At 65.0% G+C, this 17458-nt stretch carries 16 protein-coding genes; 7 read left to right on the top strand and 9 right to left on the bottom strand.

The features are described from left to right. Nucleotides 1-13 precede the first annotated feature (13 nt). Together OG203_RS41370 and OG203_RS41365 are read right to left on the bottom strand one after the other, a co-directional pair. Nucleotides 14-1189, bottom strand: a complete 1176-nt coding sequence (locus OG203_RS41370) for a 4-hydroxybenzoate 3-monooxygenase (RefSeq protein ID WP_405162634.1) — start codon at nt 1187-1189, stop codon at nt 14-16. Then, nucleotides 1186-2409: an MFS transporter gene (locus OG203_RS41365; RefSeq protein ID WP_405162633.1), complete on the bottom strand. Its 1224-nt coding sequence runs from the start codon at nt 2407-2409 to the stop codon at nt 1186-1188. Before OG203_RS41365 ends, OG203_RS41370 begins: the two co-directional genes overlap by 4 nt. 103 nt (nt 2410-2512) lie before the next feature. Between OG203_RS41365 and OG203_RS41360 the strand changes: the two genes are divergently transcribed. Beyond that, nucleotides 2513-3415, top strand: coding sequence for a LysR family transcriptional regulator (locus OG203_RS41360; RefSeq protein ID WP_405162632.1), 903 nt, complete (start codon nt 2513-2515; stop codon nt 3413-3415). A 45-nt stretch (nt 3416-3460) separates the two neighbouring features. Further along, nucleotides 3461-4432, top strand: a complete 972-nt coding sequence (locus OG203_RS41355) for an alpha/beta hydrolase fold domain-containing protein (RefSeq protein ID WP_405162631.1) — start codon at nt 3461-3463, stop codon at nt 4430-4432. A gap of 4 nt (nt 4433-4436) precedes the next feature. Here OG203_RS41355 and OG203_RS41350 read toward each other — a convergent pair whose 3' ends face one another. The 5 genes from OG203_RS41350 to OG203_RS41330 form a co-directional block, all read right to left on the bottom strand. After that, nucleotides 4437-5345 carry a dioxygenase gene (locus OG203_RS41350; RefSeq protein WP_405162630.1) on the bottom strand — a complete coding sequence of 303 codons (909 nt, stop codon included), beginning with the start codon at nt 5343-5345 and terminating at the stop codon, nt 4437-4439. A gap of 10 nt (nt 5346-5355) precedes the next feature. Continuing rightward, on the bottom strand, nt 5356-6420 hold the full coding sequence (locus OG203_RS41345; RefSeq protein ID WP_405162629.1) for a maleylacetate reductase: 1065 nt from the start codon (nt 6418-6420) through the stop codon (nt 5356-5358). Next, nucleotides 6417-8189, bottom strand: coding sequence for an FAD-dependent monooxygenase (locus OG203_RS41340; protein WP_405162628.1), 1773 nt, complete (start codon nt 8187-8189; stop codon nt 6417-6419). Before OG203_RS41340 ends, OG203_RS41345 begins: the two co-directional genes overlap by 4 nt. Before the next feature lie 2 nt (nt 8190-8191). Next, nucleotides 8192-8659 (bottom strand): hypothetical protein, encoded by a 468-nt coding sequence (locus OG203_RS41335; protein WP_405162627.1) that lies wholly within the window; start codon nt 8657-8659, stop codon nt 8192-8194. A 140-nt stretch (nt 8660-8799) separates the two neighbouring features. Continuing rightward, nucleotides 8800-10251, bottom strand: a complete 1452-nt coding sequence (locus OG203_RS41330) for a glycosyltransferase 87 family protein (protein WP_405162626.1) — start codon at nt 10249-10251, stop codon at nt 8800-8802. 323 nt (nt 10252-10574) lie between these two features. Between OG203_RS41330 and OG203_RS41325 the strand changes: the two genes are divergently transcribed. From OG203_RS41325 to OG203_RS41315, 3 genes are read left to right on the top strand one after another with little or no spacing between them, the layout of a single operon-like run. Further along, entirely contained in the window at nt 10575-11972 is a 1398-nt protein-coding gene (locus tag OG203_RS41325; RefSeq protein ID WP_405162625.1) for a cytochrome P450, read from the top strand. Next, nucleotides 11969-13216, top strand: a complete 1248-nt coding sequence (locus OG203_RS41320; protein WP_405162624.1) for an ATP-binding protein — start codon at nt 11969-11971, stop codon at nt 13214-13216. Before OG203_RS41325 ends, OG203_RS41320 begins: the two co-directional genes overlap by 4 nt. Further along, nucleotides 13206-14312 carry a hypothetical protein gene (locus OG203_RS41315; protein ID WP_405162623.1) on the top strand — a complete coding sequence of 369 codons (1107 nt, stop codon included), beginning with the start codon at nt 13206-13208 and terminating at the stop codon, nt 14310-14312. The genes OG203_RS41320 and OG203_RS41315 overlap by 11 nt, the downstream gene beginning before the upstream one ends. Nucleotides 14313-14521: 209 nt before the next feature. Here OG203_RS41315 and OG203_RS41310 read toward each other — a convergent pair whose 3' ends face one another. Beyond that, nucleotides 14522-15622, bottom strand: a complete 1101-nt coding sequence (locus tag OG203_RS41310) for a helix-turn-helix domain-containing protein (protein WP_405162622.1) — start codon at nt 15620-15622, stop codon at nt 14522-14524. 181 nt (nt 15623-15803) lie between these two features. After that, nucleotides 15804-16232, bottom strand: a complete 429-nt coding sequence (locus OG203_RS41305) for an NUDIX domain-containing protein (protein ID WP_405162621.1) — start codon at nt 16230-16232, stop codon at nt 15804-15806. 96 nt (nt 16233-16328) lie between these two features. Here OG203_RS41305 and OG203_RS41300 point away from each other — a divergent pair, with 96 nt between their 5' ends. Then, the gene (locus tag OG203_RS41300; protein WP_405162620.1) at nt 16329-17063 is read left to right on the top strand and encodes a TauD/TfdA family dioxygenase; all 735 of its coding nucleotides are present in this window, start codon (nt 16329-16331) and stop codon (nt 17061-17063) included. Further along, nucleotides 17060-17311, top strand: a complete 252-nt coding sequence (locus OG203_RS41295; RefSeq protein WP_405162619.1) for a hypothetical protein — start codon at nt 17060-17062, stop codon at nt 17309-17311. Before OG203_RS41300 ends, OG203_RS41295 begins: the two co-directional genes overlap by 4 nt. Nucleotides 17312-17458: the final 147 nt, after the last annotated feature.

The raw sequence follows: 17458 nt of genomic DNA, 5'->3' as shown, positions 1-17458 counted from the left end.
ACCTTCGTCGGGTCTATTTCTGCCAGCCGGTGTATGCCTCAGCGAAATACGCTGCGCCATAGCGTGATCCGGTGACCATCGAGAACTCACCGCGCTGTCGCTCGATATCGAAGGGCGTCGCGCCGTCGACCGCGTGCAGCATCGTGGTCGCCCAATAGGAGAAGTGCTGGGCCCGCCACACCCGGTCCAAGGCGCGCTCGGTGTATCGGTCGAGCACGTCGGCGTCACCGTTGCCGAAGAAGTCGGCGATCACCTCCGCGAGCACCGCCACATCGGCAAGCGCGAGATTCAGCCCTTTCGCGCCGGTCGGCGGGACGGTGTGCGCGGCGTCACCGGCGAGCAGCAGCCGGCCGTGGCGCATCGGCGCGGTGACGAAGGAGCGAAACGGCAGCACCGACTTCGCGCGGATCGGACCTTCCTTCAGTGCGAAACCGTTGCCGTTGACCCGGCGGCGCATCTCGGTCCAGATCCGGTCCTCGTCCCACTCTTCCGTGCGCTCATCGGGATCGCATTGGAAATACATCCGCTGCATCGTCGGCGTGCGCTGACTGATCAGCGCGAAACCGAATTCCGAACGCGTGTAGATCAATTCGTCGTGCGAGGGCGGCGCCTCGGTCAGAAATCCGAACCAGGCGAACGGATATTCGCGGAACCATTCCGCGCGTGCGCCGTCGGGGAAGGCGTGGCGGCAGATCGATCGGGAACCGTCCGCGCCGACGAGCAGGTCGGCCTCGACGCGTACCCGCACGCCGTCGGGTTCGGTGAACGTCATCGTCGGGCGACTACCGGAGATGTCGACGACGGTCTCGGCCACGCTGTAGCGCACGTCGCCGCCGTCGACCGTGCGCCGCACGGACAGGTCCATGAACACCTCGGTCTGCGGGTACAGCCAGACGGATTCGCCGACCAACTCCTGGAAGTCGATCCGGTGGTTCTCCCCGTCGAAGCGCAACACGACACCGTCGTGCCGCTGCCCCTCGATGAGTACACGATCGGACACCCCCGAATCCACAAGCAGCCGAACAGAACCCGCCTCGAGAATCCCCGCGCGGATCGTGCCGGCGATCTCCTCGTAGCCGCGGTGGTCGATGACGACGGACGCGATGCCGGCGCGGTGCAGCAGATGCGAAAGCAGCAGACCGGCCGGGCCTGCGCCGACGATCGCTACCTGGGTGCGGGTTGTCTTCATGCCGGACGTACTCCTCGGGCGGCGGACTCGACCGGGACGAGGCCGTCGACGGTGGTGCGCGGAACAGCGGCCATGGCGAGCAACGCGATGCCCGCCACCGCGGCGAAAAGATAGAAACCCCAAGGGTTCGCGGAGCCGACGACAATGAGCCAGCCGGTGACCGTCGGGCCGAAGATGGCCCCGAGGCGTCCGACGCCTGCGGCGAATCCCATTGCGGTGGCGCGCATCTCGGCGGGATAGGCCTGGGTCACGTAGGCGTAGATGAGTACCTGGGCCGAGAAGACGAAGATGCCGGTGACGAGTACCAGCGCGTTGAGCAGCACGGTGCTCAAAATCTTGATGCTGAGCAGCGCGAGGAAGATCGCCGCCGCGCCGTACCACACCAGGATCGTCGGTTTGATGCCGCGCCGATCGGCGAGTGTCCCCGCCGCGAGCAGGCCGATGACCGCCCCGATGTTCAACATCAGCAGCACGGTCAGCGAGGTGGACATGTTGTATCCGGCGTCGCGCATCAACTTCGGCAGCCAGGTGTTCAGGCCGTAGACGAGCAGCAGCCCCATGAACGAACCGACCCAAACCCCCAGCGTCGCACGCAGATACACCGGTCGCAGCAATACCGTCGGCCGCACCCGGGTCGGTGCGTCCTTGGCCGCGAGGTAGGCCGCGGACTCGGGCAGCTTGGCCCAGATCACCGGAAGCAGCAGCAGCCCGGCCAGACCACCGCCGTAGAACAGCGGCTGCCAGTGCGGGATGAGGCGCAGCGCGACGAGCGAGGTGAGCACCGCGCCGGTGTGGTAGCCGGTCATGGTGATCGTGCTCGCGAAGGCCCGCCGCTGCGGCGGCATGAACTCGGCCATCAGGGTCAGCGCGGTCGGCAGGCACGCGCCGAGCCCGAGTCCGGCGATCAGCCGGAACGCGGCGAACACACTCACCGACCCCGCGAGCGGCACGGCGGCGGTGAACAGGGAGAACACCGCGATCGACACGAGCAGCATGCGGCGGCGGCCATAGCGATCGGCGATCGGTCCCGAGGCCGTCGCGCCGATGGCCACCCCGACCAGCGAGATGGTCGCGGCGAAAGTCGCACTGGCGGCGGTGAATCCGAGGTGATGCTGATCGATGAGCGTGGGAATGACGGCGCCGAGAACGACGAGGTCGTAGCCCTCCAGCAGGACGGTCAGCCAACAGAGCGCGGCGGACCAGGACAACAACGTCTTCATATGCAGTTCGTTTCTGGAGAAGCAAGCGTGATTGCCATCACGCTACGATCGGCCACATCAGAAATCCAATAGATGTTTTTTCATATCTACATAGAGGTGATCTATGGGCGCCGAGTTCGATCTCAACCTCATCCGGACCTTCGTCCTGCTCTACGAGACACGGAGCGTGACGGCGGCGGCCGACGTCCTCGGCGTCACCCAACCCACCGTCAGCTACGGGTTGGGCAAGCTGCGCAGGCGGCTCGGCGACGAGCTGTTCGTGCGCGGTCCTGGCGGGCTCGTCCCGAGCTCGGAGGCCGAGCGGCTGTATCCGCCGCTGCGCACCGCCATCGAGCAGCTCGATGTAACCATCGGCGCCGCAACACAATTCGACGCATCGGGCCCGGTCAGCTTCTCCATCGGGCTCACCGACCTCGGCGAGGTCAACTCGCTGCCGCTGGTGATCGCGGAACTCTGCGCCCGCGCGCCCGACTCGACCTTGCAGGTACACGCGTTCGATACCGAGACGGCGGCGGATCAACTCACCCGAGGCCAGGTCGACGCGATCGTGGCGAGCCCGGTGCTGGATTCGGTGCGCCTGCACCGGGTACCGCTGTTCACCGAGGACTACGTCGGCATGGTCGCGGCCGACCACCCTCGGCTGCGCGGTGCCTCCGCGACCGACGCGGAACTCCGAGGTGAACGACATATCGTCGTCGAAGGAACCACCGGTCATCCCGCGCCGCGCCATGCCTTGCGCGCGTACGGGCTGGAAGAGCGAATCTCGGTCCGCGTCACGCGCTTCGCCACGCTGCCCTACGTCGTGCAGGACACCACATACGTCGCCATCGTGCCGAAACGCATCGCTTGCGCGATGGCCAGCACACATCGGGTCCGAACCTTCGCACTGCCGTGGCACATCGAGCCCGTCGAGGTCGCCGTCTATACCCGCCGACCACCGGGCCGCAGCGCCGCCCAGTCGTGGTTTCTCGATGTGATCCGCGCCGCATTGCAAGACTTACCCTGATTCCTCATCGATCCCGGCCGTTCAGATACGGGCCGCAGACTCCGCATGCCTTCGACAGAAAAGTTCGACATGATGATCCTCCGCAGGCCCCTCCTCCGATTCACGGCGACTCTGCTGCTGGCAGCGACGACAGCGCTCGGCTGCACCGCCGCGACGGCGAACACCGCACCAGCTGATCGACACCTATCCGGCATTGCCTACACCGAAGAAGCGGGAACTCCACAGCTCCTCGATCTGTATCTGCCGAGTACTCGGCCCGATGGACCCGCGCCGTTGGTCATCTATTTCCACGGCGGCGGGTTCTTCTTCGGCGATCGGACCAATATGGGCGCCCCGCTCCCGTGGGGATCGGTGGCCGATATCGCCGACGCGCTCAACAAGCGCGGGTATGCCGTGGCCAGTGTCGACTATCGCCTGAGTCCGCAAAGTCAATGGCCCGCTCCGGTTTTCGATGTCAAGGCCGCGGTGCGCTGGCTCCGCGCGCATGCCGGCACCTATGGCTTCGATCCCGCCAGGTTCGCCGCATGGGGAGATTCGGCGGGCGGTTACATGGCCGCCATATTGGGCACCACCGGCGATATCCCCGAACTCGAAGGCAACGGCGGCAACCCCGGCTATTCCACCCGGGTGCAAGCGGTGGCGGACTGGTTCGGGCCGACTGATTTCACCACGATGAACAGCCAGGCCATCCCCGGCGGTCTCGCGCACGATGAAGGCTCCCCCGAACACAGGTACCTGGGTTGCGCCCCCTCGCAGTGCCCCGACTTGGCCCGCGCGGCCAGCCCTGTCACCTACGCGAGCAGCGACGACCCGCCGTTTCTCTTCCAGCACGGCATTATCGATCACCTGGTGCCATTCGGGCAGAGCGTCGAGTTGAACACCGCGCTGAGAAATACCGGAGTGCGCACGCTGTTCTTCGACTACCAGTTCACCGACCACGAATTCATCGGCGCCGCCGATACACGCACCATCACGCAGCAATTCTTCGACTTCCTCGATCTGGCTCTGCGGGCCTGAGTTCTCAGGTGCCACTGGGGGCGAGGACGATGTCGAAGCGGGTCTGCGACCATGCTCGATTGCCGAGATCGCGCCCGTCCGGCGTCGGGGTACCCGGCGGATGCTCGATGAACTCCTTGACCAGGGACTGCTTCACGCCGAAAACACTGTCCCGGTCCAGCAATTCGTCACCGCGCACGAAGATATGGGTGACCAGGGTGCGCAATCCTTCGGCGGAGACCATGAAATGCAGGTGCGCGGCGCGGACCGGCGAGCGGCCGACGGCCTCGAGCAGCATGCCGACCGGGCCGTCGTGTGGGATGGGATACGGCGTCGGAGTGAGCCCCCAGAACCGGAATTCGCCATTGGCATCCGAAAACAGCTGGGCCCGGCCGAATACCTTGCCGTCGGCGTACTGGACGTCGTAATAGCCTTGATCGTCGGCCTCCCACACCTCGATGCGGGCACCGGGCACGGGCAGGCCTTCGGTGTCGGTGACGGTTCCCTCGACCAAGCACGGCTGGCCGGACGCACCACCGGCGATATCGCCACCGAGTTCGATGCGGGGAGCGTTCTCGACGAAGAACGGACCGAACACGGTCGCCTCCGTCGCGCCTTTGTATGCCTGGTTGTTCACCGCGATGCACTGCGCGGAGGCGCCGAGGACATCGGAGAGCAAGATGAACTCCTGACGCTTCTCATCGGTGATTTCACCAGCGGCGGTGAGGAATTCGATCGCCGTGTGCCATTCGTCCTCGGTCAGCCGCACCTCGCGGATGAAGGCGTGCAGGTGTCCGGTCAGCGACCGCATCAAGAACTTGAGCCGCTCGTCGTCGGCATTGCCGAAGGACGCAAGGACGGTCTCGACGAGCGTGTCCTCGACGTCATGTTGCTGCGGCGAGATCGGCTGTGCCGCAGTGCTGAACTCGGTCATGGTGCCGCTCCTATCGTCCCGGCGCCGCGCCGGTCAACGCCGCGCGGAGCAGTTCGTCGAGGTTGCCGCTGGTGACCTGGCGTGGGTTGCTCGCCGGGATGTGCGGCAGGATCAGTTGTACCGCTTCAGGGATATCGTCTTCGGTCAGTCCGTAGTCCTGAAGTGCCGTCGGCGCGCCGACATCGGCCCGGAGCTTGTCGAGTCCGCCTGTCGCGGTGATGCTTCCGAACGCGTCGGCGAGACGCTGCTCGGCCTCCGGGGCTGCGGCAGAGTTGAACGCGAGCACATGCGGCAGCACGGTGGCGTGAGTCTGGGCATGCGGCAAGCCGAACGCGCCACCGAGGACATGGCAAATCTTGTGGTGCATACCGGAACCGGCGGACGCGAACGCGACCGCGGCGAGATAGGCGCCGTAGAGCATCCTTTCGCGTCCGACAGCGCCTTCGGGGTCCATGACGACCAGCCGAAGACCCCAGGCCAGCGCATGCACCCCCTCGATCGCCAGCGCCTGATTGATCGGGTCGGCCCTGGGCGCCCACATCGAATCGACGCAGTGCGCAAGCGCGTTCAGCCCTGAGGCCACCGACAACGCGACCGGCAGCGTGAGCGTCAACTGCGCCTCATAGATCACCGTGACCGGCAGGACCGCGTTGTTCACCCCCGTTGTCTTCCTGGCTGCCTCGGTCAGCCCCCACACATTGGTGGCCTCGGAACCGGCATAGGTGGTGGGAATCGCCACAATGGGCACCTGCCGCACCATGGCGACCGCCTTGGCCAGACCGGTGGTCGACCCGCCGCCGATGCAGACCAGCAGGTCGATATCGGCGTCATTCGCGGCCTTTCGCGCGTTCGCGGCCTTCTCGATCGGCACGTGCGGCGCAACGTCGGTATAGACCAGGGCGACATCGAGATCTTCGGTCAGGGTGGCGGCGATGGTCGCTTCCGATTCGGCCGCGATCACCATCACCCGATGCGCTTTCAGCCTGGCGATCTCCGCGGCGAGGTGCGCGGCCGCGACGCCGGTGCCGAACAGCACTCGCTGGCCGAGGGTTTCGTGCTCGAAACGCATGCTCATGTGTGGCTCCCTCGACTCAGGATGACAGATAGGGACTCGATCAGCGCCGTCTCCGGATCAGCGGGCATGACGGGGGATCGCCACCCGATGTGCTTGTCCGGGCGCACCAGCACCGCACCGTCCTCGGCCACACCGCGCAGGTCGGCCCAGTCGAAATAGAGGTCCGTGTAGTGGTTTCCAGGTCCGATCACGACGGTCTTGATATTGATACCGAGTTGCTCACCGACCTTCTCCGCCACGGTGATCCAGCGGTCGCCGGTGGTTCCGGTGAAGAGGGTGAATTGCCCATAGGGGGCCAGGTCGTGGGTGGAGTGCTTGCTGCTGCTGTCCCCCACCCATGCGTGCGGCAACCGAACTCCGGGGAAAGTCGATGGCTCGTAGTACAACTCGGGATCCCTGGTCGACGCGGGGCGCTCACTGCCGTCCGCGACCACCGCGCTGGAGACGTAGCACTGCCCTAATTCGACACCGTGCGCATTGAATTCGTAGTTCTTGATCGCCATGGCCTCGCTGATCGCGCGTCGCTTGGCGGCACCCGCCGGGGTGTTGTCCTTGCGGGATTCGATCAGCGCGGCCATCTCCTGCGGTGTCTCGGCCTTGTCGATGCCGAGGGCTTCGAAGAGCCTGCCGAATTCACGGCTGGACTTGTTGGCGCGCCGGACGATCTGTTCGGCGACCGGCGCCCGTTCCGCCGAATACGTCTCCAGCAGTGCCGGACCCGCTGTGCCCGAGAGTACCGCGGCGATCTTCCAGGCGAGGTTGTAGGAATCCTGGATGGAGGTGTTCGAGCCGAGACCATTGCTCGGCGGGTGCCGGTGCACGGCGTCGCCCGCGCAGAAGACGCGGCCGGTGTGCAGTCGCGTCGCGAACTGTTCGTTATTGCCCCACAACGACTTTCCGGTGATCTCGACCGCCAGATCGGGGACACCGACGAGGTTGCGGACGATCTGGGTGGCCGATTCGTCGGTCACCTCCGGTGGCGGCCCGTCGATGTCGTATCCCCAGACGATCAGCCATTCGTTCCACGGCCGAACCATGCGGACCAGACCGGCACCGATGCCGCCGATATTCGATCCCGGTTGCACGACCCAGTACAGGACCGAAGGGCGTTCGCGGACAAGGTCACCCATGTCCGCCTTGAAGGTGATGTTCATCGATCCGGCGATGTCCATCCGGCCCTGCATCGGCAGATCGATATCGGCGGCGACTTGGGACCGCGCGCCGTCCGCGCCGATCAGGTACTTGGCCACGATCGTGTACTCGACTCCGAGCAGCCGGTCCGCTACCCGAACTGCCACATGATCGGAATGCTGTGTGTGCGAAAGGTATTCGGTGGAGAAGCGGGTGTGTGTGCCGCGAACGGTCGCGTTCTTGACCAGGATCGGTTCCAAATAGGTCTGCGGGATATCACAATTCATCGACGGCGAGGCGAGTTCGTAGTCCGCGTGGCGCGTGGGATGGTTTCCCCAGGTGAGGATGCGGCCCAGTTCGTCACCGGCGAGGGAGGTGCAGAAGACCGTGTCGCCGATCATCGCGTGCGGCGTGGCCTCGGCCAGCACCTGGTCCTCGATGCCGAGGTCGCGGAAGATCTCCATCGTCCGCTGGTTGGTGATATGCGCGCGTGGCGTATTGGCCGTCCATCGATACTTGGTGATCATGATGTTCGGCACGCCGAGCGTCGACAGAAACAACGCCGCCGCCGCGCCCGCGGGGCCGGAACCGACTATCAGGACATCGGTTTCGACAACACGATCATCGAAGCTCAGCACGCCTACCCCCGCGCCCGGCGGCGGATCTTGCGCAACATGGCGAGGGTGCCGAATTCGCTCAATCGCGAGTCGACCACGACCGCCTGGTAGAGGCGTGCGATCACGCCGGGGAAAATGGCACGCGTCTCGGCGTGCAGCATTGTCCGCGCGCCCTCGGCCGCGAGCCGGAAGGTGACCACATATCGCGAGAACCGGTGCTGCCCATGGAATACGAGCTCCCGGCACGGTTCCGCGCGCACTGTCGCGAAGCCGGGCAGTGTCGAACCGACGAACAGCGGGTCGCCCCCGGCAACGGTTGGCCGGACACCCAGCAATCGACCGCCGACCTCGACACCACGAGAACCCAGCTGCCCGACTACCACGCCGAGTTCCCGCCAGACCACCGCCGCGGGTGCGTCGATGAAGATCGCCTGATCATCGACCACCGGCAAGAGCGACGGGTCGACGGCCCTTTTCCCCGACTCAGCCATGGGTTTCCTTCCACGCAGTACCGACGTTGCAGCCGTCACTGTATTCTAAGTACACATCCGTAGCTACGGTTTCGTACTTAAAGATTCGCGAGGTCGATACCCAGGCTGGCAGAGAGCAATACCCGCCGACGCCGTCCCGGCTACAACGGGACTGAATCCCGCTGTTCCGCAGGCACTTCGACCGATGCCCCGACTCTGCGCCGACGCAGTCCACGACCACGGGAACCCGTGATCTCTTCGGTAGTCATCGAACTCACCACGACCACGGAATCCGGCTCGATGCCCGATGTGGATTCGGGGTTCCGTGGCCTGCGTAGCAGCAGCCAGCCGCACGCGGCGAGCAGCGCGCCGACGGCGAGCAAGGTATAAGAGTCGCCGAGCAGGAATTGCCATAGTGTCCAACGGTATTCGCGGCCATTGGTCTGCGGTACCGCCCAGACCAACCCTTGCGGCAGCAGGGGTAGGTCAGGATCCCACCAGCCGACCCGATCGATGCGCATCGGCCACGCGAATACGAACAGGTAGATCACCGAGGGAACCGCGATCCGCACACCGAGCGAACGATCACGCAACGCGTGGAACACCCACATCAGCGCCGGAACGATCCACACCCAGTAGTGGGTCCAGGAGATCGGCGAGGCGAGCAGCATCACGGTGGCCGCGAGCAGCGCGCCCAGCAGTTCGTCGCCGCGCAGGTAAGCGATTCGGGCGGCGGCTATTCCGGCGATCCCCAACAGTCCGGCACACACCAGCGAGGAACTGCTGTCCTCCCATGTCGACCATTGCAGACGACCGAACAGCCCGTTGATCGATTGATTCTGCACATAGGCGAAGCCGATCCGGTTCTGCGAGGTCATCGTCGTCGTCCAGAACTGCCACGCCTGCGTCGGCCGATACCAGAAGCCGATCGCGACCGTTGCGGCAAAGGCGCCGCCCGCCGCGGCAGCGGCCTTGAATTGACGGGTGACAAGCAGATAGACGACGAAGACGGCGGGCGTCAGCTTTATGCCGGTCGCGATGCCGATGAGAATGCCGCGATACCAACGGTTCTTGGGGATGGCGAGATCGGCGAGCACCATTGCCATGAGAATCACGCTGAGCTGCCCGAACTGCAATGTCTGCTGAACCGGCTCCAGCCACAGCCCCGCGGCACCGACGGCGATGGTCATCGCGACCAGGACGAGTCCGCGCCGTCGACGCTGGAGCACACCGGCACTCCACACGCTAACTCCGAGCGACGTCGTCGTCATGATGACAATGCCCGTCCCGACATAGTTGATCGGGAACTGGGCCAATTCCGCGCAGATCCACGCGGCGAACACCGGATAGAGAAAGGGCAGGCCCAGCGGGCCGCGCCCGTCATAGAGCAACTCGGGATGCAGCGCGGCCATCGAGCCGCCCCACATATAAACCTGCAGGTCGACCTGGTGCCAGTACATATCCCAGTTCGGCCGGAGGAATGCCAGCCAGGCGCCGACGGAAACGCAGGCGAACACGATCGCGGCACCGAGTATCGCGAGTTCGCGCGGGACCCGAGGCTTCTCAACCGTGGTGGTACCGCGCTGTTCTCCCGATTGCAGCATGACAGCCATGGAGTTGTTTTTCCTTCATCAGGTTAGGCAACACACGCAGACCAGCAACTGTTTAGCTAAACTAAGATCAATCATCCTATCACTTAACTCGGGGACGTCGCGCACCCCGAACACGCTGCCGTGGAACACATCTCACGGAGGTTGCCGACCTGGGAAAACAGCGCCGGAACGCGCACGGGACCCCACTTCTACGGGCATGACTACCGGCCGTCGCCCAAATATCATCCGGCAGAGACAGATTGCTCGTCAGACGTCCTAACACCGGGGCGGCGGGGCTGACGAATCGCTCTGACTTCGATGACGAACCACGGGAGGAATCGTCAGTGAACGATGATCGGGCGGGAAAAGGCGAGCTACTCGACCACGGACGTAGTGGCGTGCTCGGCCTGGGTACAACCCTGCGCTGGTTCCATGATCCGCTGGCCGTCATGGGCCGGCTTGCCGACGAACAGGGCCCGGTGGCCGGGTTTCGCATCGGGATGTTTCCGGCCGTGCTGGTGACCGGACCCGAGCAGATCCATGAGGTGCTGGTATCGCGCGCCACGGAATTCCGGCGGGCGCGGGCGGTGACCGGAACACTGTGGCCAGCGCTGCGCGAGGGATTGATCATCTCCGAGGGCGAGGTGCATCGCAGTCAGCGCGCGATGGTCGCGCCGCTGTTCACCGCTCGGCGGGTGCCGAAATACGTCGACGTGATGGCGACCCGCATGCAGGCACATCTGCGGCGGTGGCAGGCGGTGGGCGAGATCGACCTGCTCGCCGGGGTGCAGGCGATGATGCACGATGTCGTCGCCGGACTGCTGATCGACGAGCCGCTCGACGACCATCTGGATGTGGTCGACGCGGCGACCAGAATCTTCGACTGGGAAATGCGGGCGATGTCGCGACCGATCGTCGCGCCGTTGAACATTCCGACGAAACGCAATCGCGACTTCATTCAAGATCTCGCCCTGGTCCGCGACTGGGCCGCTCGAATGATCGATGCGCGGCGCCGCAACCCCGACGGACAAGACGACCTCGTGTCAGCGCTGCTCGCTCAGCGCGACCGAGATGGCGCGCCGATGAGCGAGGACCGGCTCGTCGACGAGGTGATCAACCTGTGGGCGGCGGCGCACGAGACCAGCGCCGACGCGATGTTCTGGACGACGTACGCGCTGTCGCGGCACCCCGATATCGCCGAGCGTGCCGCCGCCGAAGCCGACCGCGTGCTTGGCGGTGCGACGCCGACGGCCGCGGATCTGGCCGAACTCCCCTACTGCCTACAGGTGTTCAAGGAGTCGATGCGGTTGTATCCACCGTCGCCCGCGTTCCTGCGCGAGGCCGCGTGCGCAACGCGGATCGGCGACTACTCGATCGCCGAGGGCACGATCGTGTTCGTCGCCCCGTACGTCATGCATCGTTCGGCACGACAGTACCCGGATCCGGCGACATTCGACCCCGATCGATTCGCCAAGGAAGCGGACCGGTCGTGGGAACGACTGTCCTACTTGCCTTTCGGTGCCGGTGAGCACGTGTGCATCGGTTCCGCCCTCGCCCTGCTCGAGGGCCAGATCTTCACCTCGCTGCTGCTCAGCGGCGGTATGGTGCGCATCGACCGTGATGTCGCGATGAAGTTGACGATCAACCTGCGCCCGAAGCGCGAGGCGCGGGCCGTGTACACGCCGAGAAAGCAGGCGGCGCACCGCGATCGGTCCAGGATCGAGGTCAGCGAACCGCGATGACGTCGCTGTCGCCGTCGCTGTTCGGCCGCACGGTGGCCGCGTTATCGGGTCGCCGCAGCCAGGGGACTTCGATCAGCCGGGTGGCCACCGAACAGATCGATCGCATCCTCATCTTCGCGCTCGGCGTCGGCGTGTGGATCTTCGGCGCCGGCGACGCCGCCGAGATCGTCAGGCAGTCGCGGTACTTCCCGAACTGGTGGACCACGGTGGCGATGTTCGGTGTGTTCGGCACCGCGCTGCTGCTTGCCGCGACCGCCCTGCGGGTCGCGCTGCCCGCTGTTCGATGCATCGCGGCAACGCACGCAACGGTTTTCGCGGTGGCCGTCGCGCTGTCCGGACTCGCGGTGCGCCCCGGTCAGATCACCGACGATGTGGAGTGGATCTATCGGATGGTTCCGCTCGGCGGGGTCGCGGCCACGCTGGCCTGGCGGACCCCGGCGACCTCGATCTACGTCGTCATCATCGGGCTGCTTGCCGCGTCGTCGACCGGGCAGGCCACCGGCGACCTCGGCTGGCGCGAATTCGCGCTCACCTCGATTCGCATCATCGGCATCACCGTGACCTTCGTCTACATCGCCGAAACTGCCCGCCGCGCGGCACGCCTGCTCGACAAGGAACGGGCGCGCGCACACCACCAGGCCTCGCTCGCGGCGGCCGAGGAAGCACGCGCCCGTGAGCGGGCGCGCTTCGCCGGTGTGATCCACGACAAGGTGCTCGCCACCCTGCTCGACATGTCCCGCGGCGGCTGCCCCAGCATGCTTGCGCGGCAAGCCAATCAAGCCCTCGGCCAGTTCGCGGCCATCGGGCGCGTCAACGATCTGTGCACCGATCTCGAGGCGATCGAGCGGATCGGGCGCGAAGTGGTCGACGCCACCGATGCCGAACTGCGCGTTCAGGTTCGGCACGACTACAGCTCGGCCGACCTGCGCATCGACGCCGCGACTGTCACCGCACTCGCCGAAGCCGCCGCCGAAGCCGTCCGCAACAGCGTTAAGCACGCCGACGTTCCCGGACGCGCGGTGCTACGGCAATTGACGATCGTGGCGCGCGCGTGCGGCATCAGCGTCGTTGTCGCCGACGACGGTGCCGGATTCGATCCGGCCCTGGTCGCGGCCAACCGGCTCGGTCTGACGCTGAGCATCGTGCAGCGGATGCGAGAGGCGGGCGGGCGCGCCACCATCGAGTCCCGTCCCGGCGCCGGCACCCGAGTCGCATTGGAATGGAACGCACCCGATGACAGCTGACGACGGCGACCTGAGCCGACTGCTCAGCGAACACCGCTCCACCATGGTGACGATCATCGCCGTTGTGCTCGCCACCGACGCCGCCGTGGTGATCCGCTCGGTGCACCGAGCCAGCCTGCCGATCTCCGGGCAGCTGGTCGCCGCCGCCGTGATCATCGCCGCCGCCACCGTCGTCGTCGTGCTCGACACCGGCAAGCCGATCCACGAGTACGCGGCGGCCTTTGTCGCCTCGTCCGGTGCCATCGCCACCTTCATCGCCAACGACCAGGTAGCCGCCGAACTCCGTGCGCACACCAGCGTGTGGATCGCGTACACCGCGGGCAGCGCGCTCGCGATGCTCGTGCTGCGCGGCCGAAACCTGTTGGCCTGGTCGGGAACCGCGGCAACCTGGTTCGCCATCGTCCTCGCCGCCGGCGGCGAACCGACCGCCTATGTGCAGGCGGTCGTGCCGCTGGTCAACGTCGCCATCGCCGCTGCCTTCGCCGCGATCATGCGCCCGACCCTGCGATCGCTACACCTGCTCGAAATCGAATCGACCGCACGCGCGGTGAAACAAGCCAGGCTCGACGCGCAGAACGCCGAACGCAAACGTCAACTCAACCGGCTCGACCGGCGCGCCCGCCCGATGCTCGAACGCATCGCCGCCGCAGTGCCTTTCGACCCCGAAGAACGCGAAGAATGTCGTCTGCTCGAAGCCGAACTCCGCGACGAACTCCGCGCTCCCCAACTGTCCACCCCCGAACTCCTCGCCGCGGCACGTGCCGCACGCCAACGCGGCGTAGAGGTAATGCTGCTCGATGACGGCGGCCTCGACGCGGCATCCCCCTTGCTCAGCACCCGCGTCCGCCACCTAGCCACCCGCGAACTCGACAACACCCAAGACGGACACATCACCGTCCGAGTACTTCCCCCCGGCCGCACCAACCTCGCCACCGTGCTCGTGGACGAGAAGCGAGGCAACCGCCGCACCGAAATCGACAGTGCCGGAACAGTAACCGTCACCCTCGATCGCACCGCGATGTCCCACTGCGACGACACCCACCCAGCATGCGACATCCTGAACGAACCACCACACGTCCGATCGTTGGATGCTTGACCGGCTCGACATGTGCCGCGCATTACCGCGCATCGCCCAGCTCCGGCTGCTGCTCCCCACCGAATACGCTGTCGGACAACCGATCCACGACCAGTCCTCCGCTGCCCTGAGTCGCCCTGGACGACGGCGCCAACAATAAGTTATTGCACGCCATCACGCTCGGCAGCGAGGGTGAGCTCCGCCAGCTCCGTGGTGTCGATCATCAATCCCTACCCCTTCAAATCAGCGTGGTGCAACAGCCGTCGGGTTCGCCGCAGTGCCGCTTCGGCTTCGGCGGCCAGTTCACGCATACCGGTCTTGATCGTTGCCCGAATTGTCCGCTGAATCTGATGCGGTAAGCGGTGCTGCCCAGCCGCCTGGATGGCATCACGGAAAGCCTCGGCGGCAGCGTCGGACTCACCGACCGCAACCAGCACTTCGCCGGTCGTCACCCGCTCGATGATGCGCCACTGCGGAGCGGAAGGTGAGCCGACCATGACGTTAACAAGTCGACCGGCCTCAGCAACGCGACCCGTGCCGAGTAAGCCTCGCAGCTCGATCTCACGCAATGTAAACGGTTGGAATAATAAGCCACTAAAGGTATTTCGATCGAGCAGTTGCCGATAGTGTTGCAGGACAGCGTCAAATCGGTCGCCGTCGCCGAGCTCACCAGTGGCTCGGCATAGGAACGCAAGAGTCGAGCCCTGGTCTGCGGGCTCGACCGATAACGCTAGCGAATGCTCCAGTCGGGCGACCGCTGCGCCGACATGGCCGGCTTTCCGTAACTCGTTGCCGTGCATGCGAAGGGTGTGTGCGTAGAACGCCGGGTCTTCGAGGTGGGCAGCCACCCTAACCGCCTGCCCTGTCCATCGGGCCGCCGAGGACAGGCGTTCTTCGGGCAGGACCGTACCGAGCGAGACGCCGAGGGCTGCGCGGGCTTGAGCAAGCAAGATGAGGCTGTCGCGGTCCATCCGCCCCTCTGCCGCCCTGGTTTCCAATCGGGCGACGAGGGGCCACAGCTCGTTAACGGCTTCGACGGCGTGCCCGGCCTTTCGGGCGATCTCAGCGAGTCGTACTGTGCTGTCGCCGAATTGGACCATGGCCCGATATTCCGCATCGTCGGTATCGGTCACTCCAAGTACGTGCGCAGGTAATCCCAACCTCGCCGCGATGTGGCGGCGCGAAGCTAGGTCAGTAATTGCGCGGCGGCCGGTTTCGAGCATCGACACATAGGATTTGTCGTAACCGAGTAGATCGGCCAATGTGGTTTGGTTGAATCCGTTGATGCGGCGGTAGGCGCGAAGGATCGTCGGTAGGTCACGACTCGCCATCGCGGTTGCCGCCTCAGGGGCAGCCCATAACCAAATGGCGGACGCGATCGGAGCAGGACGGACAACGGTCTGGCTGACCACACTGGTGTTCGCGGCACAGGTGGGACACACAGGCTCACTCGCGTAGCGGCTGATGGTGACGCCACAGGCCTGGCACCTGTCACTGCTCATAGTGTTCCCTCTAGACGTTCTCCGCGGCCCGGAGCTGAGCGAACCACGTAAAGATGGATCGCTTGTAGCCATCTGGCATGTTCAAGTCCGCTATCTCGTCTTCGCGAAACAATCCGACCGCTTTATGTTCATGCGATAAGACAGGCTCGGCGTCGGTGTCCGGATAGCAGCCATAGGTCACGATGAACACATGCTTCTCAGCCGAGTTGATGTAGTAGATCCATGAGTCGAGGATCGGCCCGGTAGTGACGGACCATTGTGTCTCCTCGGTGATTTCCCGAGCCACGCATGCTTCCGGCGTCTCATCGGTTTCGATTCTGCCACCCGGCAATTCCCACTCTTCGCGCTCATTCTTCAACAGCAGAACCTGACCGTCACGAACAACAACACCCTTGATCGAGATCGAGTACATGTGCGGCACGTAACCGGAAGCAGTCATGTCGCGACGCTAGCACCGGCCGAGGCCCAAGGCAGATGGTTGATGTTGACAGCCTGTCAGTGGACGTGTCCGTAACCCGCAGCGCACGGTTAGGCCATGTTGATTGACTTGCAGCAGGATTGGGCGGCGAGACTCGTTGCCGACGGGTTCGCCCGCTTCGACAGGATCAGTACTCGAGCCCAACTATTGACGCTCGGGACATCGCTGGGCCGCGTCGTCGCGCACCGCGATAGCGACGACGACGGCGTGACAACACTCCAAGACCGGGGTGGGATCGCCAAAATGATCGGCTACGAGGGATTCGGTGTCGGCGCCCTCTCGCCCCACACCGACCGATCGGGGGTGGCGGAACCACCCGCACTTCTGCTCGTCGTCTGCGGGCGAAAAAGCAACTCCGGCGGTGAGTGCGTCGTGATCGACGGGTGCAGCGTGTACAACGACCTCGCGATGAACAATCCGGAAGCAGCGCATGCGTTATCTCAACCGCGGACAGCGCTTTTCGGTGGAGCTGCCGGATACTTGGGATCGATCTTCGAGCATGCTCAGCGAGGCCGGATACGAGTCCGCTACCGCAATGACGGACTGGTCAAATACTCGCCGGAGATCACACGTTTCTTGCCCGTGCTCACCGCGTCGATCAAAAGGCACACCACCTGCTTCACCCTCGAACCAGGACAGGGGTACGTACTGCACAACCACCGATGGCTGCATGGCCGGACGGCGTTCACCGGCGATAGGGTCATGTACCGGCTGAGCTTGGAGCCCCATCCTGAGGTCGCGATCCCGTCCGGGTTCGCGAGGCCAGACGGGTCGGTGGTGGTTGCGGGATGAACGTCGACTTCGACACGGTCCGCGTGGCGGTGCGCTTCGAGAACGGCTCCGACGACCCGAACACCTATCCCTTCTACGACCACTGTGGTTTCGACCCTGGTCGTCTCAGTGTCGAGGAGGCGCACAGGCTTTCGCAAATTCACTTGCATAACGAGTCTGTGCAGTGCAGACAGAAGCAGGCCGCCCTATCGACGCTGGAAGCGGCGGGAGTACTGCGCCGCACCTTGCGATCGAGTGTGCGGTCATGAGTGATGCACTCGGTCGTCTCCCATGGCGAAATCGACTCGAACCGGCGGAGTTCGCGCGGGTCGAGTCGATCCTGCGCGAAGCCAGCCGAGCCGACTTAGAGACCATGACGCGCATTGCGGCAGAACTCCGGACCGAGCCTGGTTTGC

It is taken from the genome of Nocardia sp. NBC_01499 (genome assembly GCF_045040275.1).
Lineage (GTDB): Bacteria > Actinomycetota > Actinomycetes > Mycobacteriales > Mycobacteriaceae > Nocardia.
Note: the sequence above shows the minus strand (reverse complement) of the source record. Positions and strands in the feature narration are given on the sequence as shown.